The organism is Mesorhizobium waitakense (genome assembly GCF_056431085.1).
The window spans coordinates 93,931-119,631 of sequence record NZ_JBWKME010000016.1 but is presented as its reverse complement, the minus strand read 5'-3'; the positions used below and the strand labels follow the sequence as shown (position 1 = coordinate 119,631).

Annotated in this window: 18 protein-coding genes; 12 read left to right on the top strand and 6 right to left on the bottom strand. The window is 62.9% G+C overall.

Annotation, left to right across the window (positions count from 1 at the left end; genetic code table 11):
• The first annotated feature begins 1 nt into the window (after position 1).
• Both cysN and cysQ read left to right on the top strand, forming a co-directional pair.
• Positions 2-1,939, top strand: a complete 1,938-nt coding sequence (cysN, locus tag AC07FD_RS03125) for a sulfate adenylyltransferase subunit CysN (RefSeq protein ID WP_478348602.1) — start codon at positions 2-4, stop codon at positions 1,937-1,939.
• Positions 1,940-1,949: 10 nt separating this feature from the next.
• On the top strand, positions 1,950-2,762 hold the full coding sequence (gene cysQ, locus AC07FD_RS03120; protein ID WP_478348927.1) for a 3'(2'),5'-bisphosphate nucleotidase CysQ: 813 nt from the start codon (positions 1,950-1,952) through the stop codon (positions 2,760-2,762).
• Between the two features lie 14 nt (positions 2,763-2,776).
• Here cysQ and AC07FD_RS03115 read toward each other — a convergent pair whose 3' ends face one another.
• The 4 genes from AC07FD_RS03115 to AC07FD_RS03100 all read right to left on the bottom strand — a co-directional run bounded on the left by AC07FD_RS03115 (position 2,777) and on the right by AC07FD_RS03100 (position 6,769).
• Positions 2,777-3,919: a DegT/DnrJ/EryC1/StrS family aminotransferase gene (locus AC07FD_RS03115; protein WP_478348601.1), complete on the bottom strand. Its 1,143-nt coding sequence runs from the start codon at positions 3,917-3,919 to the stop codon at positions 2,777-2,779.
• 257 nt (positions 3,920-4,176) lie between these two features.
• The gene (locus AC07FD_RS03110; protein WP_478348600.1) at positions 4,177-5,100 is read right to left on the bottom strand and encodes a carbohydrate kinase family protein; all 924 of its coding nucleotides are present in this window, start codon (positions 5,098-5,100) and stop codon (positions 4,177-4,179) included.
• Entirely contained in the window at positions 5,097-5,543 is a 447-nt protein-coding gene (locus tag AC07FD_RS03105) for an RbsD/FucU family protein (protein ID WP_095089731.1), read from the bottom strand. Before AC07FD_RS03105 ends, AC07FD_RS03110 begins: the two co-directional genes overlap by 4 nt.
• Positions 5,543-6,769, bottom strand: a complete 1,227-nt coding sequence (locus AC07FD_RS03100; protein ID WP_478348599.1) for an ROK family transcriptional regulator — start codon at positions 6,767-6,769, stop codon at positions 5,543-5,545. The genes AC07FD_RS03105 and AC07FD_RS03100 overlap by 1 nt, the downstream gene beginning before the upstream one ends.
• A gap of 268 nt (positions 6,770-7,037) precedes the next feature.
• On the opposite strand from AC07FD_RS03100, the gene AC07FD_RS03095 reads away from it, so the two are divergent.
• The 10 genes from AC07FD_RS03095 (at position 7,038) to bglA (ending at position 23,181) form a co-directional block, all read left to right on the top strand.
• The gene (locus tag AC07FD_RS03095) at positions 7,038-8,015 is read left to right on the top strand and encodes a substrate-binding domain-containing protein (protein ID WP_478348926.1); all 978 of its coding nucleotides are present in this window, start codon (positions 7,038-7,040) and stop codon (positions 8,013-8,015) included.
• Between the two features lie 158 nt (positions 8,016-8,173).
• On the top strand, positions 8,174-9,235 hold the full coding sequence (locus AC07FD_RS03090) for an ABC transporter permease (RefSeq protein ID WP_478348598.1): 1,062 nt from the start codon (positions 8,174-8,176) through the stop codon (positions 9,233-9,235).
• 2 nt (positions 9,236-9,237) lie between these two features.
• On the top strand, positions 9,238-10,020 hold the full coding sequence (locus tag AC07FD_RS03085; protein ID WP_478348597.1) for an ATP-binding cassette domain-containing protein: 783 nt from the start codon (positions 9,238-9,240) through the stop codon (positions 10,018-10,020).
• Positions 10,021-10,173: 153 nt separating this feature from the next.
• The gene (locus AC07FD_RS03080; RefSeq protein WP_478348596.1) at positions 10,174-12,642 is read left to right on the top strand and encodes a glycogen/starch/alpha-glucan phosphorylase; all 2,469 of its coding nucleotides are present in this window, start codon (positions 10,174-10,176) and stop codon (positions 12,640-12,642) included.
• A gap of 180 nt (positions 12,643-12,822) precedes the next feature.
• Positions 12,823-15,036: a 1,4-alpha-glucan branching protein GlgB gene (gene glgB / locus AC07FD_RS03075; RefSeq protein ID WP_478348595.1), complete on the top strand. Its 2,214-nt coding sequence runs from the start codon at positions 12,823-12,825 to the stop codon at positions 15,034-15,036.
• A 50-nt stretch (positions 15,037-15,086) separates the two neighbouring features.
• Positions 15,087-16,352, top strand: coding sequence for a glucose-1-phosphate adenylyltransferase (gene glgC / locus AC07FD_RS03070; protein WP_478348594.1), 1,266 nt, complete (start codon positions 15,087-15,089; stop codon positions 16,350-16,352).
• Between the two features lie 91 nt (positions 16,353-16,443).
• On the top strand, positions 16,444-17,889 hold the full coding sequence (gene glgA, locus AC07FD_RS03065) for a glycogen synthase GlgA (protein WP_478348593.1): 1,446 nt from the start codon (positions 16,444-16,446) through the stop codon (positions 17,887-17,889).
• 3 nt (positions 17,890-17,892) lie between these two features.
• Entirely contained in the window at positions 17,893-19,521 is a 1,629-nt protein-coding gene (locus tag AC07FD_RS03060; RefSeq protein ID WP_478348592.1) for an alpha-D-glucose phosphate-specific phosphoglucomutase, read from the top strand.
• Between the two features lie 11 nt (positions 19,522-19,532).
• Complete coding sequence (glgX, locus tag AC07FD_RS03055) at positions 19,533-21,569, top strand: glycogen debranching protein GlgX (RefSeq protein ID WP_478348591.1); 2,037 nt, start codon at positions 19,533-19,535, stop codon at positions 21,567-21,569.
• Positions 21,556-23,181: a beta-galactosidase BglA gene (gene bglA / locus AC07FD_RS03050; protein WP_478348590.1), complete on the top strand. Its 1,626-nt coding sequence runs from the start codon at positions 21,556-21,558 to the stop codon at positions 23,179-23,181. The genes glgX and bglA overlap by 14 nt, the downstream gene beginning before the upstream one ends.
• A 55-nt stretch (positions 23,182-23,236) precedes the next feature.
• Here the strand turns inward: bglA and AC07FD_RS03045 are convergent, their stop codons facing one another.
• Positions 23,237-25,003, bottom strand: a complete 1,767-nt coding sequence (locus AC07FD_RS03045; protein WP_478348589.1) for a hypothetical protein — start codon at positions 25,001-25,003, stop codon at positions 23,237-23,239.
• A complete protein-coding gene (locus AC07FD_RS03040) occupies positions 25,004-25,459 on the bottom strand; it encodes a TadE/TadG family type IV pilus assembly protein (RefSeq protein WP_478348588.1) in 456 nt (151 codons plus the stop codon).
• Positions 25,460-25,701: the final 242 nt, after the last annotated feature.

The following is a 25,701-nucleotide window of genomic DNA, read 5'->3' as shown; positions in this document are numbered from 1 at the left end:
CATGCGCCACATCATGGCAAAGAGCCTCGCACCCACCGACGGCGTCCGCGACTACCTGGCGGCGCAGGAGAAGAAGTCGCTGCTGCGTTTCCTGACCTGCGGTTCGGTCGATGACGGCAAGTCGACGCTGATCGGGCGCCTGCTTTCGGACACCAAGCAGATTTTCGAGGACCAGCTCGCCGCGCTCGAACGCGATTCGCGCAAACACGGCACGACCGGCGACGACATCGATTTCGCGCTCCTGGTCGATGGTCTCGAGGCCGAGCGCGAGCAAGGCATCACCATCGACGTCGCCTACCGCTTCTTCGCCACGCCGAAGCGCAAGTTCATCGTTGCCGACACGCCCGGCCACGAACAATACACCCGCAACATGGCGACCGGCGCCTCGACCGCCGACCTGGCGATCGTGCTGATCGATGCCCGGCAAGGGGTATTGCCGCAGACGAGACGTCACTCGATCATCGCCTCGCTGCTCGGCATCCGGCACATCGTGCTGGCGGTCAACAAGATCGATCTCGTCGGCTTCGACCAGGCGGTCTTCGAACGCATCACCGAGGCCTACGGGCAATTCTCGCGCGATCTCGGCTTCCAGACCATCGTGCCGATCCCGATGTCAGCCCGCTACGGCGACAACGTCACCAGCCGCTCGGACAGCATGGCATGGTATTCTGGTCCGACGCTGATCGAGCATCTCGAAACCGTCTCGGTTGAGGAAGCAGTGGTCGAACTGCCGTTCCGTTTCCCGGTCCAGTATGTCAACCGCCCCAATCTCGACTTTCGCGGCTTTGCCGGCACGATCGCGTCCGGTTCGGTTGCACCCGGTGACGAGGTCGTCGTCGCCAAGTCCGGCAAATCCTCGCGCGTCAAGCGGATCGTCTCCTATGGCGGCGACCTGGCCCAGGCGGCTGCCGGCCAGGCCATTACGCTCGTCCTTGACGACGAGGTCGAGATCTCGCGCGGCAACATGCTGGTTTCGCCGGCCGCACGGCCGCAGGTCGCCGACCAGTTCGCCGCCAACATCGTCTGGTTCGACGAGCATGCGTTGCTGCCAGGCCGTTCCTACATCCTGCGCACCGAGACCGATCAGACCAGCGCCACCGTCACCGACCTGAAGTACCGGATCAACGTCAATGACTTCGCCCATGAAGCGGCCAAGTCGCTTGACATGAACGAAGTCGGCATTTGCAACATCTCGACACGGACGCCGATCGCCTTCGATACCTTCGCCGAGAACCGCACCACCGGCGCCTTCATCCTGATCGACCGCGTCAGCAACGCCACGGTCGGCGCAGGCATGATCCTGCACTCGCTGCGCAGGGCCGAGAACATCCATTGGCAATCGCTCGATGTCGGCAAGCGCGTGCGTGCCGACATGAAGAACCAGCGGCCCGCCGTGTTCTGGTTCACCGGACTGTCGGGCTCCGGCAAGTCGACCATCGCCAACCTGTTCGAAAAGAAGCTGTTCGCCACCGGCCGCCACACCTACATCCTGGACGGCGACAACGTCCGTCACGGTCTCAACCGCGATCTTGGTTTCACCGACGCCGATCGAGTCGAGAACATCCGCCGCGTCGCCGAAGTGGCGCGTTTGATGGCCGATGCCGGATTGATTGTCATTGTCTCGTTCATTTCGCCGTTCAGCGCCGAGCGGCGCATGGCGCGCGAATTGATGGCCGACGGCGAATTCATCGAGGTGTTTGTCGACACGCCCTTCGAGGAATGCGCCAGGCGCGACCCGAAGGGCCTCTACGCCCGCGCGCTGAATGGCGAGATCAAGAATTTCACTGGCGTGGATTCACCCTACGAAGCGCCGGAAAAACCGGAAATCCATCTGCAGACGCTCGGCAAATCGGCCGAACAGATGGTAGACGCCCTGGAACACTGGCTGAACGAGCGCGACATTGCCGAAGACCAATATGACAACGGCGGCGGCATCTGACGACAGGCTGATGCTCGAAATCTTCGAGCGGCTGGCCCTGGCCGCCGGCCGCGAGGTCATGCGTGTCTTCCATGCCGGCTGCGCGGTCGACCGCAAGTCCGACGCCTCGCCGGTGACCGAGGCGGACCGTGAGAGCGAGAAGATCATTCTCGCCGGGCTGCGCGCCGCGTTTCCCGACATCCCCTGCGTAGCCGAGGAGGAAGCATCCGCCGGCATCGTGCCGCCGGACCTGCATCGCGCCTTCTTTCTCATCGATCCGCTCGACGGCACCAAGGAATTCGTCAACCGCCGTACAGATTTCACCGTCAACATCGCGCTGGTCCGCCATGGCGTACCGGAAGTCGGTGTCGTCTTCGCTCCATGCAGCGGCCGTTTTTTTTCGGGCCGGCCTGGCAGGGCGGAAGCCATCGAGGTCGACAACGACTACCGAATCACAGGCCGCCGGCCGATCTCGGTGCGGACGGCCGTGGAACCATTGGCCGTCGTCGCCAGCCGCTCCCACAACACGCCGGAAACCGAGGCCTATATTCGCGACCTCGGTGCTGCCGAGATCGTCTCGGTCGGCTCGTCCTTGAAGTTCTGCCTTCTCGCCAGCGCCGAAGCGGATGTCTATCCGCGCTTCGGCCGCACCATGGAATGGGACACGGCGGCGGGCGATGCCGTGCTGCGCGCGGCCGGCGGCATGACGCGCACGCTGGACGGCCAGCCCCTGGTCTACGGCAAGCGCAAACAGAGCGATGACGCGGATTTCGCCAATCCGCATTTCATTGCCAGCGGCAAGGTTGGCGCCAGCAGCAGGGCAGGCGAGGCCAGCCTCAGCTGAGGCGGGCCGGCAGCTTACTCGGCTGCGGCCTGCGCCGAATTCGAGCCGATGTAGTTGCGGATCGACTCGATGATCCGGTCCTGGTCGGCTTCGCTGAGATAGGGGTGCATCGGCAGGCACAGGATCCGCTTCGGCAGGTCCTCCGACACGGCAAGGCCGGTCGGCGTGCGCGGGTAGTCGCGATAAGCGACTTGGGTATGCAGCGGCTTCACATAGTAGATGACCGATGGAATGCCCTTTTCGCCGAGATGCGCCTTCAGCCCGTCGCGCTTGGGCGTCTCGATCGCATACTGTGCCCAGGCCGACCGGCTGCCGTCCAGATTGCGGGCCGCGGTAACGATATCGCCAAGCCCTTCGGCGTAGCGGTTGGCCGCCACCTGGCGGGCCACCATCTCGTCTTCGAGGATGGCCAGCTTCTCGATCAGGATCGCCGCCTGTAGGGTGTCGAGCCGCGAATTGATGCCGACACGGACATTGTCGTACTGCGTCTCGCCCTTGCCGTGGAAGGCGAACGACCTGAGCTGCTCGGCCAGTGCATCGTCATTGGTGAACATCGCACCGCCGTCGCCATAGCAGCCGAGCGGCTTTGCCGGGTAGAAGCTGGTCGAGCCGACCGCGCCGAACGAGCCGCACATCTTGCCGTCGCTCGAGCCGCCCATCGACTGGGCGGCATCCTCGATCACCATCAGCCCTTCGCGGTTGGCGATCGCCATGATGGCATCGTAGTCGGCGGCAAGGCCGAACAGGTCGACGGGAATGATCGCCTTAGGCTTCAGCCGGCCTTCCTTCTTGATCATGGCGATGGCTGCCTCGAGGCTGGCAATGTCGATGTTGTAGCTATGCGGGTCGACATCGACGAACACCGGCTCCGCCTTGGCCAAGGCCACCACTTCGGCGGTGGCGGCGAAAGTGAAGCTTGGCACGAACACCGCATCACCCGGGCCGACGCCGGCCGCAAACAGCGGCAACAGCAGCGCATCGGTGCCGTTGGCGCAGGCCACGACATGCTTGGTGCCGACATAGGCCGCGAGCTTGTTCTCGAATTCGGTGACTTGCGGGCCGAGTATATAGCGGCCTTCTTCGACGACACGGTCGATCGCGGCCTTCAGCCGGTCGCGGATTCGTTCGCGCTGCGCGCCAAGATCGATGAACTGCATGTCGGCCTCAAAACGGGTTAGCCAGATAACCGGCCGCTGGTATCAGAGTTGTGCCGGGCGAGAAAGCCGCAGGAGCAAAACCGCGAATTGCGCAAGTGTCGCAGTCTGTTACCTGTATTTTCCGGCGTGTTCTTCGCGATATGCCGGAAATCCGGCTTTCGTCGGGCCCGATCCCACCTTGATAATCCCTGAGATCGGCCTTGCGAAACATAAAGTGATCGAGAAGCCCGATCTGTCTTGAGCCCTTCGAGACCTGGTCAGGCGATCTCATGCCGCCAGGGCGGATTGGCGCCAGCCCGCGAGACGGTCACGGCCGCCGCCTTGTTGCCAAGCGCCAGTGCCTTGCCGATGGCGTCCTGCGAAAGGCCGGCGATTGCCGTCTTTGTCAGCAGGCCTTGTTCCTGCAGCGAAGCGAGGATGCCGGCATTGAACGTGTCGCCGGCGCCGACCGTGTCGACCACCTTGACCTTCTCCGTCATCACCGTGACGGCGTGTTCCTTGGTGTAGCCGATGGCGCCTTCGCTGCCATGCGTGACGACGATCAGCTTCGGGCCGCGGTCGAGCCAGTTGCGGATGACATCCTCGTGCGAGCCGGCTTCGCCGAACCAGTTCAGGTCTTCATCCGACAGTTTCACGATATCGGCCATCGCCATCATGGCGCGGATGCGCCTGAGGTGCTTGGCCTTGTCAGGGATGAAGTTCGGCCGAATGTTGGGGTCGAGCATCATGACGCGGCTTTCATGCTCGCGCTTCATAAACTCCTCATAGGCACTGCCGGCTGGCTCTGAGATCAGGCTGATGGCGCCAAACAGCATGGCCTCGATCTCGTTGCCTAGCTGCGGCAGGTCGTCGACGGTCAGCATGCGGCCGGCGGTGTTTTCATCATAGAACGTGTAGGTCGCCTGGCCGTTGTCCAGCTTCACGAAAGCAAGCGTCGTTGGCCGTGGTGACGTGTGCGCATAGGTGGAACTGACCTTGCTCGCCCCAAGCGCATCCCTGAACTGACCGCCGAACAGATCCGACGACAGGCCGGAAAAGAACCCGGTCGGCGCGCCCAGCCGCCCGAGCGCGATGGCCGTGTTGAAGACGGCGCCGCCGACATAGGGCGCAAAGGCCGGCTCGCCGTTGGTCGTCGTGCGCGGCAGCATATCGATGAGGGCTTCGCCGCAGCAGAGGATCATGGCTTCCTGGTCTCCGGCGGATAGATCACGCCCTTGCGGATGATGATGTTGGCGTAGAGCCGCGGCTCGCTAGTCGCGACGATGGCATGCGCCGATTTGACCCGTGCATAGAAGTCGGCGCCGGCCAGCGCAACCACCTTGCGGCCGGGCGCGCGCTTTGCGCATAGCGCCTCGATCTCGTGATGCACGGGATCGGCAAGCGAGGGATCTCCCTTGACCGAGGCGCGAAACAGCGCCTCTGGCACGGCATCGTCGACCGGCAGCACGCTCAAGATCGCGTCGAGCACTGGCAGGAGATGATGGCCGTCGGCTCGGATGAGCCGGTTGGCCTGCTCTTCTGCCGGATAGTTTCCGTCGACAATGGCGATCTCGTCGCCATGGCCCATGGCGCGCAATGTCGCCAGAAGCTCCGGACCAAGCAGCGCCGGGATCCCGATCAGCATCAGGCACTCCTGGAAATTGTCGTCGAACCGATCAGGAAGCGCTCGGAGAGCGGCAGGCTGGCGCCGCCGAGCGCCCGGGCGTGGATGCCGACGGTTCCCTCGCGGACGGCCGGGAGCTTCAGGCCCTCTCCGTCGATCGTGGCGATAGCCGCGATGATGGCGTCGACCAGCCGGCGGCGCACTGCCGTCGGCATCCATCCGTCGATCACCGCTGCCTCGAAATCGATGACCGAGGATGCTGCAACGATGGCATAGGCGAGCGCCCGAGAGGCGCTGGCAATCCAGTCATCGAGTTCGGGGCCGATCTCGCCCCAGTCTTCCGGCGATGTCCACAGATGCGAAGCCTCGACGCCGCGCGCATTGAGCGCCTTTTCGAGCATGGCGATGGACGCCACATCGATCAGCTGGGTCGGCTTGCCATCCGGCCCCGGCACGGGCATCGAGCCGAGTGCTCCGGCATTGCCGGTTGGCCCGCCGAAAAGCCGGCCATTCAGCACGATGCCGCCACCGGCAAAGGCGCCGATGTAAAAATAAACGAAGTCGCGAGCAGCACCGGTCTGGCCGAAGACGAGTTCAGCGCCGCAGGCCGAAGTCGCATCGTTCTGCAGGTAAACCGGAAAATCGCACTGTGCCTGGATGTCCGCCCTGATGTCGCGATGACGCCATTCGTCCATGGCATCGCGCGGGGCGCCTGCGGTATCGGCCCAGTTCCACAATTCGAACGGCATGGCGATGCCAAGACCGGCGATGCGCTTGTCCTGCGCGGGCGTCAGCTCGCCACGCATCTTCTTCATTCCGGTGGTGACGAACTCCACCGTCTCGCGTGGCGCCGGGTAGCGGTAGGAATGCTGCAGCATCGACCGGACTTGGCCAAGGAAGTCGATCAGCACGAGTTCGGCGCTGCGGCGGCCGATCTTCAGGCCAATGAAGTAGGCGCCGTCGGGGTTGAGCGCCATCGGGATCGAGGGTTGGCCGATCTTGCCGCGCAACGGCGCCTGCCGCAGCAGGAGGCCTTCTTCCTCCAGTTCGCGCATTATGACCGAAACCGTCTGCGCCGAAAGCCCGGTCATGCGGGCGATGTCGGACTTCGCCAGGCTGCCGTGCTGGCGCACCAGCGAGAGCACCAACCGCTCGTTGTGGTCCCGCATGCCGCTCTGGTTGGTGCCACGGTGAATGAGGCTGTCATTCGCGTCGGGCGAACCGTGCCTCGCAATGGCGGTCTCCACCCTGTTCCTCCCGTCGTTTCCCGGCAATGCTTTTGAGCCAGAATGGGTGAACGAAGCGAGGCTGTCAATAATAAATAAGAGTGATTTAATTATTGACAGAGACATCGCTCTGGTGTCTGTTGGGGTGGCGTCCGCGCTGGGAGAATTTCGTTGGATGCGCTGTAGATGCCGGTTGGCCGGCATCCGGAATGGTTCCATTGGGAGGAAAGTCGTGACCAATACAAAACTTCTGAAATCGACCGTGTTTGCTGCTGCCGCGCTTGGTCTGATGGCGTTTGCGTCGTCCGCATCCGCGGCAGGTGTCGGCGCCTGCCTGATCACCAAGACCGACACCAATCCCTTCTTCGTCAAGATGAAGGAAGGCGCCACGGCGAAGGCCAAGGAGCTCGGCGTCGACCTCAAGACCTACGCCGGCAAGATCGACGGCGACAGCGAGAGCCAGGTGGCGGCGATCGAAAGCTGCATCGCCGACGGCGCCAAGGGCATTCTGATCACCGCATCCGACACCAAGGGCATCGTGCCGACCGTGAAGAAGGCGCGTGACGCCGGGCTGCTGGTGATCGCTCTCGACACGCCGCTCGATCCGATCGACGCGGCCGACGCGACCTTCGCCACGGACAATCTCGAAGCCGGCAAGCTGATCGGCGCCTGGGCCGCCGCCACGCTCGGCGACAAGGCGAAGGATGCCAAGATCGGCTTCCTCGACCTGACGCCGTCGCAGCCGACCGTGGATGTGCTGCGCGACCAGGGCTTCATGATGGGTTACGGCATCGACGTGAAAGACCCCAACAAGATCGGCGATGAGGACGATCCGCGCATCGTCGGCCACGACGTCACCAACGGCAACGAGGAAGGCGGCCGCAAGGCGATGGAAAACCTTCTGCAGAAGGACAACACCATCAACGTCATCCACACCATCAATGAGCCTGCCGCTGTCGGTGCCTACCAGGCACTCAAGGCCGTCGGCCTCGAGAAGCAGGTGCTGATCGTCTCCGTCGACGGCGGCTGCCCCGGCGTGAAGTCGGTGACCGAAGGTGTCATCGGTGCGACATCGCAGCAATATCCGCTGCAGATGGCAGCGCTCGGCATCGAGGCGATTGCCGCCTTCGCCAAGGACGGAACCAAGCCGAAGCCGACCGAAGGCAAGAACTTCTTCGACACCGGCGTCAACCTGGTGACCGACAAGCCGGCCACTGGCGTGAAGTCCATCGACACCAAGGAAGGCCTCGCCAAGTGCTGGGGCTGATGCTGGCCTGACCGACAACAGCAAAACCGAAGCGGTCGGGGCTTGATCCCCGACCGCTTAGGGTGGACGATGGTCGCATGACCGCGAACAATCCCGGCAGCAGACCGGAAAGGCGTGGACGGGCGTCAGCGCTTGGCTGAAGCCTACGGGGAGGAAACATGGCTCAAGCTCAGGAATTCGAGAAGGTTCTCTCGGGCAGCGACACAAGCGTTGCGGCTTTTGACGAGCACAAATCGGCCGTCAAGCGCATCCAGCATTTCCTGCATTCGACGCCGGCAGCGGTGCCGCTGATCGTGCTGGTTCTGGCGATCATTGTCTTCGGCATCACCATTGGCGGGCGCTTCTTTTCGTCCTACACGCTGACGCTGATCCTGCAGCAGATCGCCATTGTCGGCATTTTGGGCGCTGCCCAGACGCTGGTCATCCTGACCGCCGGCATCGATCTGTCGATTGGCGTGATCATGGTGATTTCTGCTGTGATCATGGGAAATTGCGCGGTCAGCTACGGTATGCCGAGCGTGGTCGCGGTGGCGATCGGGCTTGCCGCCGGCGCGGCCTGCGGGCTGCTCAACGGGCTGCTGGTGGCCTACATGAAGCTGCCGCCCTTCATCGTGACGCTTGGCACCTGGAACATCGTCATGGCCACGAACTTCATCTATTCGGCCAATGAGACGATCCGCGACACCGACGTCGACACCCAGGCGCCGCTGCTGCATCTCTTTGCAATGAGCTTCAAGGTCGGCACGGCGGTGCTGACGCTCGGCGTCATTGCCACGGTCGTGCTCGTGCTGATCCTGTGGTACGTGCTCAATCACACGGCATGGGGCCGCCATGTCTACGCTGTCGGCGATGATCAGGAGGCGGCGAAGCTGTCGGGCATCCAGACCAAGAAGGTGCTGGTGACGGTCTACACCCTTGCTGGGCTGATTGCCGCCTTCGCTGCCTGGGTCTCCATCGGCCGCAACGGTTCGATCTCGCCGTCAGCTGCCGTCACCGACTACAATCTGCAGGCGATCACCGCGACGGTGATCGGCGGTATTTCCCTCTTCGGCGGGCGCGGCTCGATCCTGGGCACGCTGTTCGGCGCGATGATTGTCGGCGTCGTCTCCATGGGTCTCAACATGCTGGGCGCCGATCCGCAATGGAAAGTGCTGCTTACCGGTGTGCTGATCATCGGCGCCGTGGCGATCGACCAATGGATCAGAAAGGTTTCGGCATAGTCATGACCCAGGAACCCATCCTCACCGCACGCGGTCTGGTCAAGCGCTATGGCCGCGTAACCGCGCTCGACAATGCCGACTTCGACCTCTACCCGGGTGAAATCCTTGCCGTCATCGGCGACAATGGCGCCGGCAAGTCATCGCTGATCAAGGCGATTTCCGGCGCGGCCGTGCCCGACGAAGGCGAGATCCGGCTTGAAGGCAAACCCGTCGCCTTCAAGTCGCCGATGGAGGCTCGCGAAGCCGGCATCGAGACGGTCTACCAGAACCTCGCGCTGTCGCCGGCGCTTTCCATCGCCGACAACATGTTCCTCGGTCGCGAAATCCGCAAACCGGGCTTCCTGGGACAATGGCTGCGCATGCTCGACCGTCCGGCAATGGAAAAGCGCGCCCGCGACAAGCTCACCGAACTTGGCCTGATGACCATCCAGAACATTAGCCAGGCGGTGGAGACGCTCTCGGGTGGTCAGCGCCAGGGCGTGGCGGTGGCGCGCGCCGCCGCCTTCGGCTCGAAGATGGTGATCATGGACGAGCCGACAGCAGCCCTTGGCGTCAAGGAGAGCCGCCGAGTGCTCGAGCTGATCCTCGATGTCAAGAAGCGCGGCCTGCCGATCGTGCTGATTTCGCACAACATGCCGCATGTCTTCGAGGTTGCGGATCGCATCCATATCCATCGTCTGGGCCGTCGCCTCTGCGTCATCGATCCCAAGCAATATACGATGTCCGACGCCGTCGCCTTCATGACCGGAGCGAAGGTTCCGCCGGAGGCGGCCCTAGCCGCTTGACCTGTCAAATTGGCGGCCTGAATTGTCAAATTGCCGCAGGGTAAGCTGGACAAGGCTTACCTAAATCGATTGAACATGCGGCGGTATCGGCTACCATAAGCTGGGAGGAACTATGAAAGCCGGTATGATCATGGCAACCGCACGAGAGGCAGCATGACGAGCGCGATGACATCCGAACCCCACCCGCCACTGCTCGAAAATCCTGACCCGGAGACGCTCGCAAGAGAAGTCTTGATGGCCCTCAAATACCGGGTCGGCAAGGGCACCTCCGTTGCCACGCAGCACGACTGGCTGACCGCCTCGATCAAGGTCGTGCGCGACCGCATCGTCGATCACTGGATGCAGGCGACACAGGAGGCCTACGCCCAGCAGGAAAAGCGCGTCTATTACCTGTCGCTGGAATTTCTCATCGGCCGGCTGATGCGCGATGCCTTCTCCAATCTCGGCCTGATGGACAACATGCGCAAGGCGCTGTCGTCGCTTGGGGTCGACCTCGACCTCATCGCCGCGCTCGAGCCTGACGCGGCGCTCGGCAATGGTGGTCTCGGCAGGCTCGCGGCCTGCTTCATGGAAAGCATGGCAACTGTCGACATTCCGGCGCATGGCTATGGCATCCGCTACGCCAACGGCATGTTCCGCCAGGAGATTCACGACGGCTGGCAAGTCGAACTGCCTGAGACCTGGCTTGATCACGGCAATTCCTGGGAGTTCGAACGCCGCGAACGCTCCTTCGAGGTCGGTTTCGGCGGTTCGGTGGAATCGATCACCTCGAAGGACGGCCGGCTCGAGCGCCATGTCTGGAAGCCGACCGAGCACGTCCTGGCCGTCGCCTATGACACCCCCGTCGTTGGCTGGCGGGCCAACCGCGTCAACACGCTGCGGCTGTGGTCGGGCATGCCGGTCGATCCGATCCTGCTCGACAAGTTCAATGCCGGCGACCACATCGGCGCGCTCGCCGAAAGCAACAAGGCCGATGCCTTGTCGCGCGTGCTCTATCCGGCGGATTCGCACAAGGCCGGGCAGGAGCTGAGGCTGCGGCAAGAGTACTTCTTCTCGACCGCCTCGTTGCAGGACATCCTGCAACGTCATCTCAGCCAGTATGGCGATCTGCTGTCGCTGCCCGACAAGGCGGCGATCCATCTCAACGACACCCATCCGGCCATCGCGGTGCCGGAGCTGATGCGCCTGCTGATGGACGTCCACGGCATGGACTTCGACCAGGCCTGGAGCATCACCAAGCGCACCTTCGGCTACACCAACCACACGCTGCTGCCCGAGGCGCTGGAAAGCTGGCCGGTGCCGCTGTTCGAGCGGCTTTTGCCGCGTCATATGCAGATCGTCTATGCGATCAACGCCGAGGTGCTTCTGGAGGCGCGCGCCTCCAACCAGTTCTCGGATGAGCAGATCAGCCGCATCTCGCTGATCCAGGAAAACGGCGACCGCCGGGTGCGCATGGGCAACCTGGCCTTTGTCGGTTCGCACTCGATCAACGGCGTCTCGGCGTTGCATACGGAATTGATGAAGGAGACGGTGTTTGCCGACCTCCACAGGCTTTACCCCGACCGCATCAACAACAAGACCAATGGCATCACGCCGCGGCGTTGGCTGATCCAGTGCAATCCCGGGCTGACGTCGCTCGCCCGCGAGGCGATCGGTGACCGCTTTCTCGACGACATCGACGCCATCAAGGGTCTCGATGCCTTCGCCGACGATGCCGACTTTCGCGACAAGTTCGCCGCCGTCAAGCGCGCCAACAAAGTGCGGCTGGCCAATCTCGTCGCCGACCGGCTCGGCATCAAGGTCGATCCCTCGGCGCTGTTCGATATCCAGGTCAAGCGCATCCATGAATACAAGCGCCAGCTCCTCAACATCCTCGAAGCGATCGCGCTCTATGACCAGATCCGCTCGCACCCCGAGCGTGACTGGATGCCGCGCGTAAAATTCTTCGGCGGCAAGGCGGCGCCCAGCTATCACAACGCCAAGCTGATCATCAAACTCGCCAACGACGTTGCCAAGGTCATCAACCGCGACCCGGCCGTGCGCGGTTTGCTGAAGGTGGTGTTCGTGCCGAACTACAATGTCAGCCTGGCCGAGATCCTGATGCCGGCAGCCGATCTTTCCGAGCAGATATCGACCGCTGGCATGGAAGCGTCCGGTACCGGCAACATGAAGTTCGCGCTGAACGGCGCGCTGACCATCGGCACGCTCGACGGCGCCAATGTCGAGATCAAGGAGTGCGTCGGCGACGACAACATCTTCATCTTCGGCCTGACCACGGCCGAGGTCGCCGAGCGGCGCAACAATGGCTACAACCCGCGCGCCGTGATCGAAGCATCGTCAGAGCTGGCACAAGCAGTGGCCGCTGTATCGTCGGGCGTCTTCTCGCCGGACGATCCGGAGCGTTACCGCGACTTGATCAACGGTCTCTATCAGAGCGATTGGTTCATGGTCGCCGCCGATTTCGACGCCTACGCGGCTACGCAGCGCGAAGTCGATGCCGTCTGGCGCAACAGTCCCGACTGGTATGCCAAGGCAATCCGCAACGTTGCGCGTGTCGGCTGGTTCTCCTCCGATCGCACGATCCGCCAATATGCGAAAGAAATCTGGAACGTGCCTGTCTGATGTGATTGCATGAGGCCGCGAACGATGTGGTCTCGTTGCATGTCGCCCAAAGTGCGAAGTGGTTTTGGGACAACGACATGCACAAGACAAAACATTGGTGCATGTCGCCCAAAAGTGCGCAGCGGTTTTGGGAGACATGCATAAGAACAAAGATTGGTGCCCGGGGAGGGACACTGCCTGATGAAGAAGCCGCGCGCGACCGCTGCGACAAGCGGGCCGGACGAACTGGCGGCAGCCAGCGATGTCGCGGCGATTGTTGCCGGCACGCATGGCGATCCCTTCGCGGTCCTTGGTGTCCATGAGGTCGGCAAGAGCCTGTTTGCCCGCTGCTTTGTCCCGCATGCGGAGTTCGTCACCGCCTATACGCTGACCGGCATCATCGCCGGTGAACTGTCGAGGCGCGACGACGGCGGTTTTTTCGAAGGCAAGCTGTCGATCCGCAAGCGTCAGCCGCTGCGCTATCATGCCAGGAACGCCGGCGGCGACTGGTGGCTGACTGATCCCTATTCATTCGGTCCGGTGCTTGGCCCGATGGACGACTATTACATCGCCCAAGGCTCGCACCTCAGGCTGTTCGACAAGCTCGGCGCGCATGTCATCGAGCACGAGGGCGCCACGGGCGTGCATTTCGCCGTCTGGGCTCCCAATGCGCGGCGCGTCTCGGTGGTCGGCGATTTCAACGAATGGGACGGCCGCAGGCATTCGATGCGCGACCGCCGCGACACCGGCATCTGGGAAGTGTTCATCCCCGATATCGGCGCCGCCCGGCCGTATAAATACGAGATCATCGGCCCCGATGGCGTCAGGCTGCCGCTGAAGGCCGATCCATTCGCCTTCAAGTCCGAATTGCGGCCGGCGACCGCCTCGGTGACTGCGGTGCCGCCGGCCCATCCGTGGGGCGACGAGGCCCACCGCAGTTTCTGGCGCAATGCCGATCATCGGCGCGAAGCCATCTCGATCTACGAGGTCCATGCCGGTTCCTGGCAACTTCGCGACGACGGTACGTTCCTGTCATGGGACGAACTGGCCGACCGGCTGATCCCCTATGCAGTCGAGACCGGCTTCACCCACATCGAGTTCATGCCGATCTCCGAACACCCCTATGATCCGTCGTGGGGTTATCAGACAACCGGACTCTATGCGCCGTCGGCCCGCTTCGGCGATCCGGACGGCTTTGCGCGCTTCGTCGATGGCGCCCACCGCGCCGGCGTCGGCGTCATTCTCGACTGGGTGCCGGCGCATTTTCCGGTCGACGAGCACGGCCTCGTTCATTTCGACGGCACCGCGCTCTATGAGCACGCCGATCCGCGCAAGGGCTTTCATCCCGACTGGAACACCGCGATCTACAATTTCGGCCGCCGCGAGGTGGTGTCGTTCCTCGTCAACAACGCGTTGTTCTGGGCCGAGAAATATCATGTCGACGGGCTTCGCGTCGATGCGGTCGCCTCGATGCTCTACCTCGACTATTCGCGCAAGCAGGGCGAATGGATCCCCAACGAGAAGGGCGGCCGCGAGAACCTCGAGGCGGTCAGCTTCCTGCAGAAGATGAACAAGGAGGTCTACGGCCACCATCCGGGCGTGATGACCATAGCCGAGGAATCGACCTCATGGCCGAAGGTTTCGGCACCGGTGCATGAAGGCGGGCTGGGCTTCGGCTTCAAATGGAACATGGGCTTCATGCACGATACGCTGGAGTATTTCTCCAAGGAGCCGATTTTTCGCAAGCACCACCACAATGATCTCACCTTCGGCCTGACCTACGCCTTCTCGGAGAATTTCGTGCTGCCGCTTTCGCATGACGAGGTGGTGCACGGCAAAGGCACGCTGCTCGGCAAGATGGCCGGCGACGACTGGCAGAAATTCGCGACGTTGCGCGCCTACTACGCCTTCATGTGGGGCTATCCCGGCAAGAAGCTGCTGTTCATGGGGCAGGAGTTCGCGCAGCGCCGCGAATGGAGCGAGGCACGCGCGCTCGACTGGAACCTGCTTGAGTTCCGCCCGCATCGCGGCGTCTGGCAGACGGTGCGCGATCTCAACTATCTCTACCGTTCGCGCCCGGCGCTGCATGGCCGCGATTGCGAACCGGAAGGGTTTTCCTGGCTGATCGTCGATGACAGCCAGAATTCGGTTTTTGCCTGGCTGCGCAGCGCGCCGGGCGGCAGCCCGGTGGCCGTCATCTCCAATTTCACGCCGGTGCCGCGCGACAATTATCGCGTGCCGTTGCCCACGGCCGGAAACTGGCGCGAAATCATCAACACCGACGCCGCGGAATATGGCGGTTCCGGCAAGGGCAATGGCGGCATGGTCGAGGCGCGGGCGGAGGGAGGCGGCATCTCGGCAACGATGCTTCTGCCGCCGCTGTCGACGATCATGCTCGAACTCGTTGCGGACTGACCCCCGAAACCGGGTAACATGTCGAGACTGAGTAACTTGGGAGGGTAGAAATGGCAGACTTGAAACGGACCCAGCCGCTGGCGCGCGATGCCATGGCCTATGTACTGGCCGGCGGCCGTGGCAGCCGCCTCAAGGAACTGACCGACCGACGCGCCAAGCCGGCCGTCTATTTCGGCGGCAAGACGCGCATCATCGACTTCGCGCTCTCCAACGCGCTCAATTCCGGCATTCGCCGCCTGGGCGTCGCCACCCAGTACAAGGCGCATTCGCTGATCCGCCATCTGCAGCGCGGCTGGAACTTCCTGCGGCCCGAGCGAAACGAGAGTTTCGACATCCTGCCGGCCAGCCAGCGTGTTTCGGAAACGCAGTGGTATGAGGGCACCGCCGACGCGGTTTACCAGAACATCGACATCATCGAGGCCTACGGGCCCGAATACATGGTCATCCTCGCCGGCGACCACATCTACAAGATGGACTACGAGATGATGCTTCGCCAGCACGTCGACGCCAATGCCGACGTCACCGTTGGCTGCCTCGAAGTGCCGCGCATGGAAGCCGTCGGCTTCGGCGTCATGCATGTCGACGCCAAGGACAACATCATTGCCTTCGTCGAAAAGCCCGCCGATCCGCCCGGCATTCCCGACAGGCCGGAGTTCGCCCTGGCGTCAATGGGCATCTATGTCTTCAAGACCAAGTTCCTGATGGAGCAGCTGCGCCGTGACGCGGCCGAGCCGGGTTCCAGCCGCGACTTCGGCAAGGACATCATTCCCTATATCGTCCAGCACGGTAAGGCGATCGCTCACCGCTTCGCCAAGTCCTGTGTCCGTTCGACCGCCGAGAACGAGGCCTACTGGCGCGATGTCGGAACGGTCGACGCCTATTGGGAAGCCAACATCGATTTGACCGACGTCACGCCGGAACTCGACCTCTACGACCGCGACTGGCCGATCTGGACCTACGCCGAATTGAAGCCGCCGGCAAAGTTCGTGCATGACGAGGATGGCCGCCGCGGCTCTGCCGTCTCCTCGCTTGTTTCGGGCGATTGCATCGTCTCGGGTGCTTCACTGAAGAAGAGCCTGATCTTCACCGGCGCGCGCATCAATTCCTATTCGACGCTGGAAGAAGTCGTCATGCTGCCCGACGTTCATGTCGGCCGGAACGCAAAGTTGAAGCGCGTCGTCATCGACCATGGTGTTAGGATACCGGAAGGGCTGGTGGTCGGCGAAGACCCCGTCCTCGACGCCAAGCGCTTCCGTGTTTCCGAAAAGGGCATCTGCCTGGTCACCCAGGACATGATCGACAAGCTGGCGCTTTAGAGCAATTCCAGGAAAAGTGTGAAACGGTTTTCCGTCCGGAATTGGGTCAAGACAAAAGGCTCTAGGACAGACAGGATCGGATTGTAGGCGCATGCAGGTTCTGTCGGTCACGCCCGAGATTTTTCCGCTGATCAAGACCGGCGGGCTTGCCGATGTGACCGGCGCGCTGCCCATCGCGCTGGCCGCCAAGGGCGTGACCATGCGCACGCTCATTCCCGGCTTTCCGAGCGTGATGGCGGCCTTCAAGAAAAAGAAGGCCGTTCTGCAATATCCCTTGCTGCAGGGCGCCAAGGCCTCCGTCCATTCCGTCCAGCTCGCCGGCCTCGAACTGTTCGTGCTCGACGCGCCACATCTGTTCGACCGACCCGGCGGCCCCTATGGCAATGCGAGCGGCGTCGACTGGCCCGACAATTGGCGGCGTTTTGCGGCGCTGAGCCAGGTCGGCGGCGACATCGCCGGCGGGGCCATCTCGGGGTACCAGCCCGACATCGTCCATGCCCATGACTGGCAGTCGGCGATGACGCTGGCTTACATGCGCTACGGCAAGGCGGTCGGCGTCCCCTCGATGATGACCGTGCACAACCTTGCCTTCCAGGGCCAGTTCGGCGCCGGCATCTTCGGCGAGCTTGGCTTGCCGGCGGTGGCGATGGCGCTCGACGGCGTCGAATATTATGGCGGCGTCGGTTTCCTCAAGGCCGGTCTGCAGGCAGCCTGGGCAATCACCACCGTCAGCCCGACCTATGCGCAGGAGATCCGCTCGGCGGAATTCGGCATGGGGCTCGACGGCCTCATCAACATGCGCTCCAGCGATCTCTATGGCATCGTCAACGGCATCGACACCGGCATCTGGGACCCGGAAAGCGACAAGCATCTGGTCTCCGCCTATACGGCCGCGACGCTGAAGGCGCGCGCGCCCAACAAGGCTGCCGTGGAGGACCGCTTCGGCCTTGAGCGCGACGACAGCCCGATCGTCTGCGTCGTCAGCCGCCTGACCTGGCAAAAGGGTATGGACATACTCGCAATGGTCGTCGACGGCATTGTCGCCACCGGTGCCCGGCTGGCCATCCTGGGGTCGGGCGATGCCGGCCTCGAAGGCGCGCTGCTTGCCGCCGCGGCCAGGCATCGCGGCCGTATCGGCGTCGTCGTTGGCTATGACGAAGGGCTGTCGCACATCATGCAAGGCGGTTGCGACGCCATCGTGGTTCCTTCGCGCTTCGAACCGTGCGGGCTGACGCAGCTTTACGGCCTGCGCTATGGCTGCGTGCCGGTGGTTGCCCGCACCGGCGGCCTGGCCGATACGGTCATCGATGCCAACGAGGCCGCCGTCTCGGCCGGCGTTGCGACCGGCTTCCAGTTCGCGCCCAACAATGCCGGCGCCTTGCTGCACGCCATACGCCGTCTCGTCGACGCACACGCCATTCCGGCGGTCTGGGAATCGCTGCAGCGCCAAGGCATGAAAGCCGATGTGTCGTGGGACAAGAGCGCCGAAAAATATGTCGAACTCTATCGCTTGTTGCTTTCGAAAAGGGTTGCCTGAAGCATGATACGGACCGTCCCCACCAAACCCTATTCCGATCAGAAACCCGGCACGTCGGGACTGCGCAAGAAGGTGCCGGTGTTCCAGCAGGAGCACTATGCCGAGAACTTCATCCAGTCGATCTTCGACGCGCTCGACGGGTTCAAGGGCAAGACCCTGGTGATCGGCGGCGATGGCCGCTTCTACAACCGCGAGGTCATCCAGAAGGCGATCGCCATGGCCGCCGCGAACGGTTTCGGCAAGGTGATGGTCGGGCAGGGCGGCATCCTGTCGACGCCGGCCGCCTCGCATGTCATCCGCAAATACAAGACCTTCGGCGGCATCATCCTGTCGGCCAGCCACAATCCGGGCGGCCCGCACGAGGATTTCGGCATCAAGTACAATGCCGGCAATGGCGGTCCGGCGCCAGAAAAGCTGACCGACGCGATCTTCGAAAAGACCAAGACGATTGCGAGCTTCAAGACCACCGATATCGAGGCGATCGACATCGACAAGATCGGCACGGTCAAGGCCGGCGGCATGACGGTCGAGATCATCGATCCGGTCGCCGACTATGCCGAGCTGATGGAAAGCCTGTTCGATTTCGACGCCATCCGCGCCAATTTCAAATACGGCTTTCGCATGCGCTTCGACGCCATGCACGCGGTGACCGGCCCCTACGCCAAGGAGATCCTGGAAAACCGGCTTGGCGCGCCCAACGGCACCTGCCGCAACTTCAAGCCGCTGCCCGATTTCGGGGGCCACCATCCGGACCCCAACCTCGTCCATGCCAAGCATCTCTATGACGAGATGATGGGGCCGGACGCGCCGGATTTCGGCGCCGCCTCCGACGGCGACGGCGACCGCAACCTGATCATCGGCAAGGGCATATTCGTCACGCCGTCGGATTCGGTCGCCATGCTTGCCGCCAACGCCCGCCTGGCGCCCGGCTACAGCGAAGGCCTGAAGGGCATCGCCCGTTCGATGCCGACCAGTGGCGCGGCCGATCGCGTCGCCGAAAAGCTAGGCATCGGCATCTATGAAACACCGACCGGCTGGAAATTCTTCGGCAACTTGCTCGACGCCGACATGGCGACGATCTGCGGCGAGGAAAGTGCCGGAACCGGCTCGAACCATGTCCGCGAAAAGGACGGCCTGTGGGCGGTGCTACTGTGGCTCAATATCCTCGCCGCGCGCGGTGAAAGCTGCAAGCAGATCGTCACCGAGCATTGGGCGACCTATGGCCGCAACTACTATTCGCGCCACGACTATGAGGAGGTCGAAAGTGACCGCGCCAACGCGCTGGTCGACGAACTCCGCTCCAAGCTCGGTTCATTGCCGGGGACCAAGGTGCGCGGCATGACGATCGCCAGCGCCGACGACTTTGCCTATCACGATCCGGTCGATGGTTCGACCAGCGAACACCAGGGCATAAGGGTGCTGTTCGAGGGCGGTTCGCGCGTCGTCTTCAGGCTTTCCGGCACCGGCACGTCGGGCGCGACTTTGCGCGTCTATATCGAGCGCTACGAGCCGGACACGTCGCGACACGATCTCGATACCCAGGCCGCCCTTGCCGATCTGATATCGGCGGCCGATGATATTGCAGGGATTCGCAGCCATACCGGCCGCGCCAAGCCGAGTGTCATCACTTAATGAAATCTGCGATGCCGGCCGATCAGCGGCCGCGATTTGGCGGGCTTGTTTCGGAGGGCGGCATTCGCTTTGCCGCATGGTCGCAGGCGGCCCGCCGGCTCTGGGTCTCGATTTTTGACGAGCAGGGCAACCGGGAAATCGAACGGCTTGAGCTGCAGCCGGAAGGCAACGGCGTGCACGCGCTCTTCGTCGCCGGTCTTGGCCCTGGCACCCGCTACGGGTTTCGCGCCGATGGCGACTATGCGCCTGATCGCGGCCTGTGGTTCGACCCCGAAAAAATGCTGATCGATCCCTACGCCCTCGGGATCGACAGGCCTTACGCCTATGACTGGCGGCTGACCCGGCGCCGGGGCGAGGGCCTCGATACCGCGCCGCTGATGCCAAAGGCCATTGCCGCTGCCTTGCCGAAACCCGTGCCGGCTACGCCGCCGCTGTTCCAGCCCGGCGGCCTGATCTACGAAGTGCCGGTGCGTGCCTTCACCATGCTGCATCCGGACATTCCTGAGAAGCTGCGCGGCACGGTCGCTGCTCTCGCTCATCCTGTGGTTATCGAGCACCTGCAAAGGCTTGGCGTCAGTGCTGTCGAACTGATGCCGGTGACGGCGTCGATCGATGAACGGCACCTGCCGCCGCTCGGGCTGCGAAATGCCTGGGGCTACAATCCCGTCACCTTCATGGCGCTTGATCCACGCCTTGCGCCTGGCGGCATCACGGAATTGCGGAACGCGGTCGCCGCGCTGCGGCAGGCCGGCATCGGCGTCATTCTGGATCTTGTCTTCAACCACACCGGCGAGAGCGACCGGCTCGGGCCAACGCTGTCGCTGCGCGGCTTCGACAACCAGGCCTATTACCGGCACACGCCGGACGGCAGGCTGGCCAACGACACCGGGACGGGCAACACGGTGGCATGCGACCACCCGATCGCTGGGGAGATGGTCCTCGATACGCTTCGCCATTTTGTCCGCGATGCCGGTGTCGATGGTTTCCGCTTCGACCTGGCGCCCATCCTGGGACGGGTCGAAGGGACATTCGACGCCGATGCGCCGTTGCTGAAGGCGATGGGTGAGGACGCGCTGCTGGCCGATCGCGTGCTGATCGCCGAGCCTTGGGACATCGGTCCGGATGGCTATCAGCTCGGGAATTTTCCGCCGCCTTTCCTCGAATGGAACGACAAGTATCGCGATGATATCAGGCGCTTCTGGCGCGGCGACGCCGGCATGGTCGGCGCACTGGCGACCCGGCTTGCCGGTTCGTCTGATGTGTTTGCCGCAAACGGACAAAGCGCTAGCCGCACGGTCAATTTCATCGCCGCCCATGACGGCATGACCCTGGCCGACATCGTGCGCTACGAGCGCAAGCACAACCAGGCCAATGGCGAGCAGAACCGTGACGGCCACAATGAAAACCTGTCCTGGAACAACGGCGTGGAAGGTGATGCGGACAAGCCGGCCGTAGCCATGGCGCGCCTCAACGATCAGCACGCGCTGCTCGCCACTTTGTTTGCCTCGCGGGGCACCATCATGCTGACGGCCGGCGACGAATTCGGCCGCAGCCAGCAGGGCAACAACAATGCCTATGCGCAGGACAACGCGATCACCTGGCTCGACTGGGCCGGGCGCGACCAGGCGCTGGAGCATTACACGGTCCTGCTTTCGACGCTGCGCCGAGTGGTGCCGGCATTCTCCGACACGCGCTTTCTCACGGGCCGGCCACCAACAGATTCCGACATACCGGACGTCGCATGGCTGACCGAAACAGGCGCGCCGCTCGACCAACAAAGCTGGCAGGACCCGCAGCGCCACCGCCTGGTCATGATCCTGGGCGGCGACAGCGATGACGAACGCCGTCTTGCGGTGCTCATCAACGGCGACCGCCGGGCCTGCATTTTCACCCTGCCGCCTCGCGAGGGATTTTTCTGGAAGCCGGCCATTGAAACGGCTGAGGCGGCCGACATCGAGCGGCCGGTATCGGGGCGGTCGGTGATCTTCATGATCGAATGCGCAGCTGCACAGGCCGGCACAGGGGAGAAGCGCAATGGCGGCAGGTGACCGGATCGGATGGTGGCGTGGCTGCGTCATCTATCAGATCTATCCGCGCTCCTTCCACGATACGACCGGCGACGGCAGCGGCGATCTGCGCGGCATCGCCAACCGCCTGGAGCATGTCGCCTCCCTTGGTGTCGACGCCATCTGGCTGTCGCCCTTCTTCAAGTCACCGATGGCTGACATGGGCTACGACGTGTCGGACTATTGCGCCGTCGACCCGATGTTCGGTGGCATGGAGGATTTCGATGCGCTGGTCGCCGAGGCGCATCGGCTCGGCCTGAAAGTCATCATCGACCAGGTGCTGTCGCATTCGTCCGACAAGCACGAATGGTTCGTCGAAAGCCGCGCCAGCCGCGACAACCCCAAGGCCGACTGGTATGTCTGGGCCGATACCAAGCCCGATGGCGGCGCGCCCAACAACTGGCTCTCCGTCTTCGGTGGCCCGGCCTGGGAGTGGGATTCGACCCGCCGGCAGTACTACATGCACAATTTTCTCGCTTCTCAGCCGGATTTGAATTTCCACAATCCGGAGGTCCAGGACGCGCTTCTGGAAACGGTGCGGTTCTGGCTGGAGCGTGGCGTCGACGGCTTTCGGCTCGACACGGTCAACTACTATGTCCATGACCGCTGGCTGCGCAGCAATCCACCCTTGGCATCAAGCGTCGCCGGCACCAACAGCGAGACCAACACCTACCTCTACCAGGAACATCTGTTCGACAAGACGCAGCCGGAAAACCTGGCGTTCCTCAAGCGCTTCAGGGCACTGCTCGACGAGTATGAGGACCGTGCTGCCGTCGGCGAGATCGGCGATGAAGGCCGCTCGCTGCAGACGCTCGCCGCCTACACCACCGGCGGCGACAAGCTCCATATGTGTTACACCTTTGATCTGCTTGGCCCGCAATTCTCGGCGGCGCATGTGCGTGGCTGCGTCGAAGCCTTCGAGGCAGCCGTGTCCGACGGCTGGGTGTGCTGGGCGTTTTCCAACCATGACGTGGTGCGCCACGTCAGCCGCTGGACGAGGCCGGGCAGCGATCCAGTCACGGTCGCGAGATTCTCGATCATGCTGCTCTCCTGCCTGCGCGGATCGATCTGTCTTTACGAGGGCGAGGAACTTGGCCTGGAGGAGGCGGAACTCACCTTCGAGGATCTGCGCGATCCCGTTGGCATCCGCTTCTGGCCGGGCGTCAAGGGCAGGGACGGCTGTCGCACGCCGATGGCCTGGGAGGCCGGTGCCGACAATGCGGGCTTTTCCACCGGTAAACCGTGGCTGCCGATACCGGCCAGCCATCGCGCCCGCGCGGTCGACGTCCAGAACGCCGACGCGGCCTCGGTGCTGACCTTCTATCGGACCATGCTCGCCTTGCGCAGGGGGCATCCGTCGCTGGTCGGCGGTTCGATCCGGTTTCTCGATGCGGAGGGCGAAATTCTCGCCTTCATCCGCGAAGACGGCGGTGAGAAACTTCTCTGTGTCTTCAACTTCGCCGAGGAGCCGGCGAATTGGCCGTTGCCGCCGGATACAGGAGCTGTCGTGGCTATTGATGGTGGCAGCGGGGTTTTTGAAGAGAACCAGATATCGCTGCCGGCGCTTGGCTGTTTCCTTGGTCAGCTGAACTGATTTCGCGCTTCGGCCGCTGCTGCAACGCAAGTGATCCACTTGGGCTGCAAATGCCTTATTGAACGAGAACCGCGCGCCCGCAGGTCGCACCAGTGACACGCACATCGGCCTGGCCGACGCCGACACCGAGCGCCGAAAGCACGTTGTAGAGCAGGTCGTCGACCGGCGCCGTTACGCCGTTCAGCACGGCCACGACTGCCGGCTTGACCGTTGCGAGCAGTGCGGTCAGATCGATCCCGAGACCAAGCGCATTGACCGAAAGCGACAGGTTGCCGACCAGCGATGTGGTCAGCGACTGCGATATGTTGCGGGTCGAAACGGTCTTGACCGTCTTGTTGGCGATGTCGGTCGCATTGAAGTTCAGCGTCGTCGGGCTGTTGTTGGTGATCGCGGTGGCGGCGGAACCCATCACCTGTATCAGCGGAATGTTGATCAGCAGCAGATGGAGGCTCACATCGGCGATCTCCGCGTCGGTGAACGTCTGCGGCTGACTGAAGTCGCCGAAGCCTGAACTGTTGCTGTTGGCCAGATGCAGCGAGGCGATACCCGGGTGCGCGGCGATGGAAACATTGATGCTGGAAGGCCCGGTCGGACAGGTGATGTCGGTCAGTTTGGCTTCGGCGTAAGCGACTTCCACATTGAGCGGCAGATTGACGGCCAGCAGGCTGATACCGCCGCCGATACCGGGCGTGCCGACACCGACGCTGGCGATCAGTTTGATGCGCGTCTGGGCGGTGCGCACCACGGTTCCGATGCCATCGACCGCCAGCCATGGCGAAGATTGCATCGGCTCGCCAATGGCAATGGTAAGCGCCGTGGACAGAAGCCCGGGTACGGTGGCGCCAAGATTGACCTGGGCCTGGTTGGTGCCGTTGGCCAGCACGGCGGCAGCGGTCAGCATGCCCATGGCGTTGGTGTCTAGCCCAAGGCCGGTTGGTCTTTGCCCGAGAGCCAGGCTGCCGACTGCACCGAGATCGACAAGCTTGTTGAGCGGGATCTTGCCCATGCTGGTCGATTTCGAGGCGATGGTCTGCAGCGCCAGCTTGGCCGTGTTGCCAAGCCCGGGCACGTTGGCCATGGCGGTGGCGATCTGGCCGACGGTCGCTTTCGATGCCAGCACGTCCGAATAGGTGACGCCGGTCAGGCTCAATTGTGTGGCAAGGCCGTCTATGAACGAGAGCACGCTGACATCGGCCGAGATCAACCCGTTGTAGTCCATGACGCTGAGCGAGATGTTGTCGCCGAGAAGGCCACTGAGCAGCGCGTTGAGAATGCCGCCATTGACGCTGAGCAACCTCGACCCGACCGAGAACGTCGCCTGCGGCGTCATGCTGGCGGTGGCCTCGGTGCCGATGACGGGTGAGGGGAGCAGCGAACTCGCGAAATAGCGGGCTGGGATCTTTTTCAGGGTGACACGGACGGCATTGTAGGGCGTTACGCCGGACTGGAAGCGTTGGCTGACATTGGCGGTTGATGCCGCATAGCGCCCGGGCGTGACCGACACGACGGTTTTGCCGACGGCTGGCGCGATCGTCTGTCCCGAGCCTTGAACGACGACTCCCGGCATGCCGTTGTCGGTCAGCGTGGTCACGACAGCGGTGTCGACTTTGGTGATGTTCGAGGCGGCGGTGATCGCAGCAAGGTCCACCATAGCCTGGGCTTCGCGGCGTTCGGTATAGATCGAGGCTTCGTCGATGGCCACCGCAGCCAGCGCCAGCGCAACCGGCGCGCTCAATGCGGTCATCACAGCGAAATTCGCCTGTCTGTCGGCCAGCATCAATCGGGCAAGCCGGCCGATCGCATTGCACGCCCGCAGCGGCATTCAGATGCCCCCGACCCTTATCGTTGACTGGCGCTTGATCGTGGTTCCTGGCATGGCGATGCCCGGGAAGAGGTTCCAGATCGGCAGGTTGCGGGCATCGTACTGGATGGACACCACGAACTGGCTTCCGTCGGCCGTGCTGTCGTTGGCCTGGTAGGTCAATTTGCTGGCATCCACGAAGGGATATCCGCCGGCATTGTTGGTGACGAAGCTGGCGACGAGCGTCTGGCGCTCGGTCTGGTTCAGTCCGGCAATTGCAGTGCGGGCCGCATCCGCCGCGATCTGCTGGATCGAGTTGGCGGCGCCAAAATAGATACCGTATGCAACCATTCCGAGTATCAGGAGGATGAAGATAGGCGAGAGCAAAGCGAATTCAACCGCCGAAGTACCGGATTCTTCTTGAAATTTCCGCATTACCTGGCGGATTGTTATTGATTTACTTGTCAAGGTACTCATAACTGCCACGCGTCTGAGATAGAATCGTATAGAAGGCAGCCATAATGTAACCTCTGGTTGCTTAAGAGCGCATTAACACATTCCGGCAAACTGGCGCGGCCTCAGATTCCCGGTGAAGAATGGCGTCGAGGTGAGGAAACCAAGTCAAGCTTCTGGTTTCGGCTGGTGTTTCGGCCGTCACGGCACAGCTTTCGTGCCGCCTTACTTTGGGTGACCCAGAGAGTGTGTTGAAATAAAAATTC

Excerpts from the sequence above, each read along its gene's own strand:
- cysN (WP_478348602.1), top strand. The coding sequence starts at position 2 with ATGCGCCACATCATGGCAAAGAGCCTCGCACCCACCGACGGCGTCCGC.
- cysQ (WP_478348927.1), top strand. The coding sequence starts at position 1,950 with ATGCTCGAAATCTTCGAGCGGCTGGCCCTGGCCGCCGGCCGCGAGGTC.
- AC07FD_RS03115 (WP_478348601.1), bottom strand. The coding sequence starts at position 3,919 with ATGCAGTTCATCGATCTTGGCGCGCAGCGCGAACGAATCCGCGACCGG.
- AC07FD_RS03110 (WP_478348600.1), bottom strand. The coding sequence starts at position 5,100 with ATGATCCTCTGCTGCGGCGAAGCCCTCATCGATATGCTGCCGCGCACG.
- AC07FD_RS03105 (WP_095089731.1), bottom strand. The coding sequence starts at position 5,543 with ATGCTGATCGGGATCCCGGCGCTGCTTGGTCCGGAGCTTCTGGCGACA.
- AC07FD_RS03095 (WP_478348926.1), top strand. The coding sequence starts at position 7,038 with ATGGCGTTTGCGTCGTCCGCATCCGCGGCAGGTGTCGGCGCCTGCCTG.
- AC07FD_RS03090 (WP_478348598.1), top strand. The coding sequence starts at position 8,174 with ATGGCTCAAGCTCAGGAATTCGAGAAGGTTCTCTCGGGCAGCGACACA.
- AC07FD_RS03085 (WP_478348597.1), top strand. The coding sequence starts at position 9,238 with ATGACCCAGGAACCCATCCTCACCGCACGCGGTCTGGTCAAGCGCTAT.
- AC07FD_RS03080 (WP_478348596.1), top strand. The coding sequence starts at position 10,174 with ATGACGAGCGCGATGACATCCGAACCCCACCCGCCACTGCTCGAAAAT.
- glgB (WP_478348595.1), top strand. The coding sequence starts at position 12,823 with ATGAAGAAGCCGCGCGCGACCGCTGCGACAAGCGGGCCGGACGAACTG.
- glgC (WP_478348594.1), top strand. The coding sequence starts at position 15,087 with ATGGCAGACTTGAAACGGACCCAGCCGCTGGCGCGCGATGCCATGGCC.
- glgA (WP_478348593.1), top strand. The coding sequence starts at position 16,444 with ATGCAGGTTCTGTCGGTCACGCCCGAGATTTTTCCGCTGATCAAGACC.
- AC07FD_RS03060 (WP_478348592.1), top strand. The coding sequence starts at position 17,893 with ATGATACGGACCGTCCCCACCAAACCCTATTCCGATCAGAAACCCGGC.
- glgX (WP_478348591.1), top strand. The coding sequence starts at position 19,533 with ATGCCGGCCGATCAGCGGCCGCGATTTGGCGGGCTTGTTTCGGAGGGC.
- bglA (WP_478348590.1), top strand. The coding sequence starts at position 21,556 with ATGGCGGCAGGTGACCGGATCGGATGGTGGCGTGGCTGCGTCATCTAT.
- AC07FD_RS03045 (WP_478348589.1), bottom strand. The coding sequence starts at position 25,003 with ATGCCGCTGCGGGCGTGCAATGCGATCGGCCGGCTTGCCCGATTGATG.
- AC07FD_RS03040 (WP_478348588.1), bottom strand. The coding sequence starts at position 25,459 with ATGAGTACCTTGACAAGTAAATCAATAACAATCCGCCAGGTAATGCGG.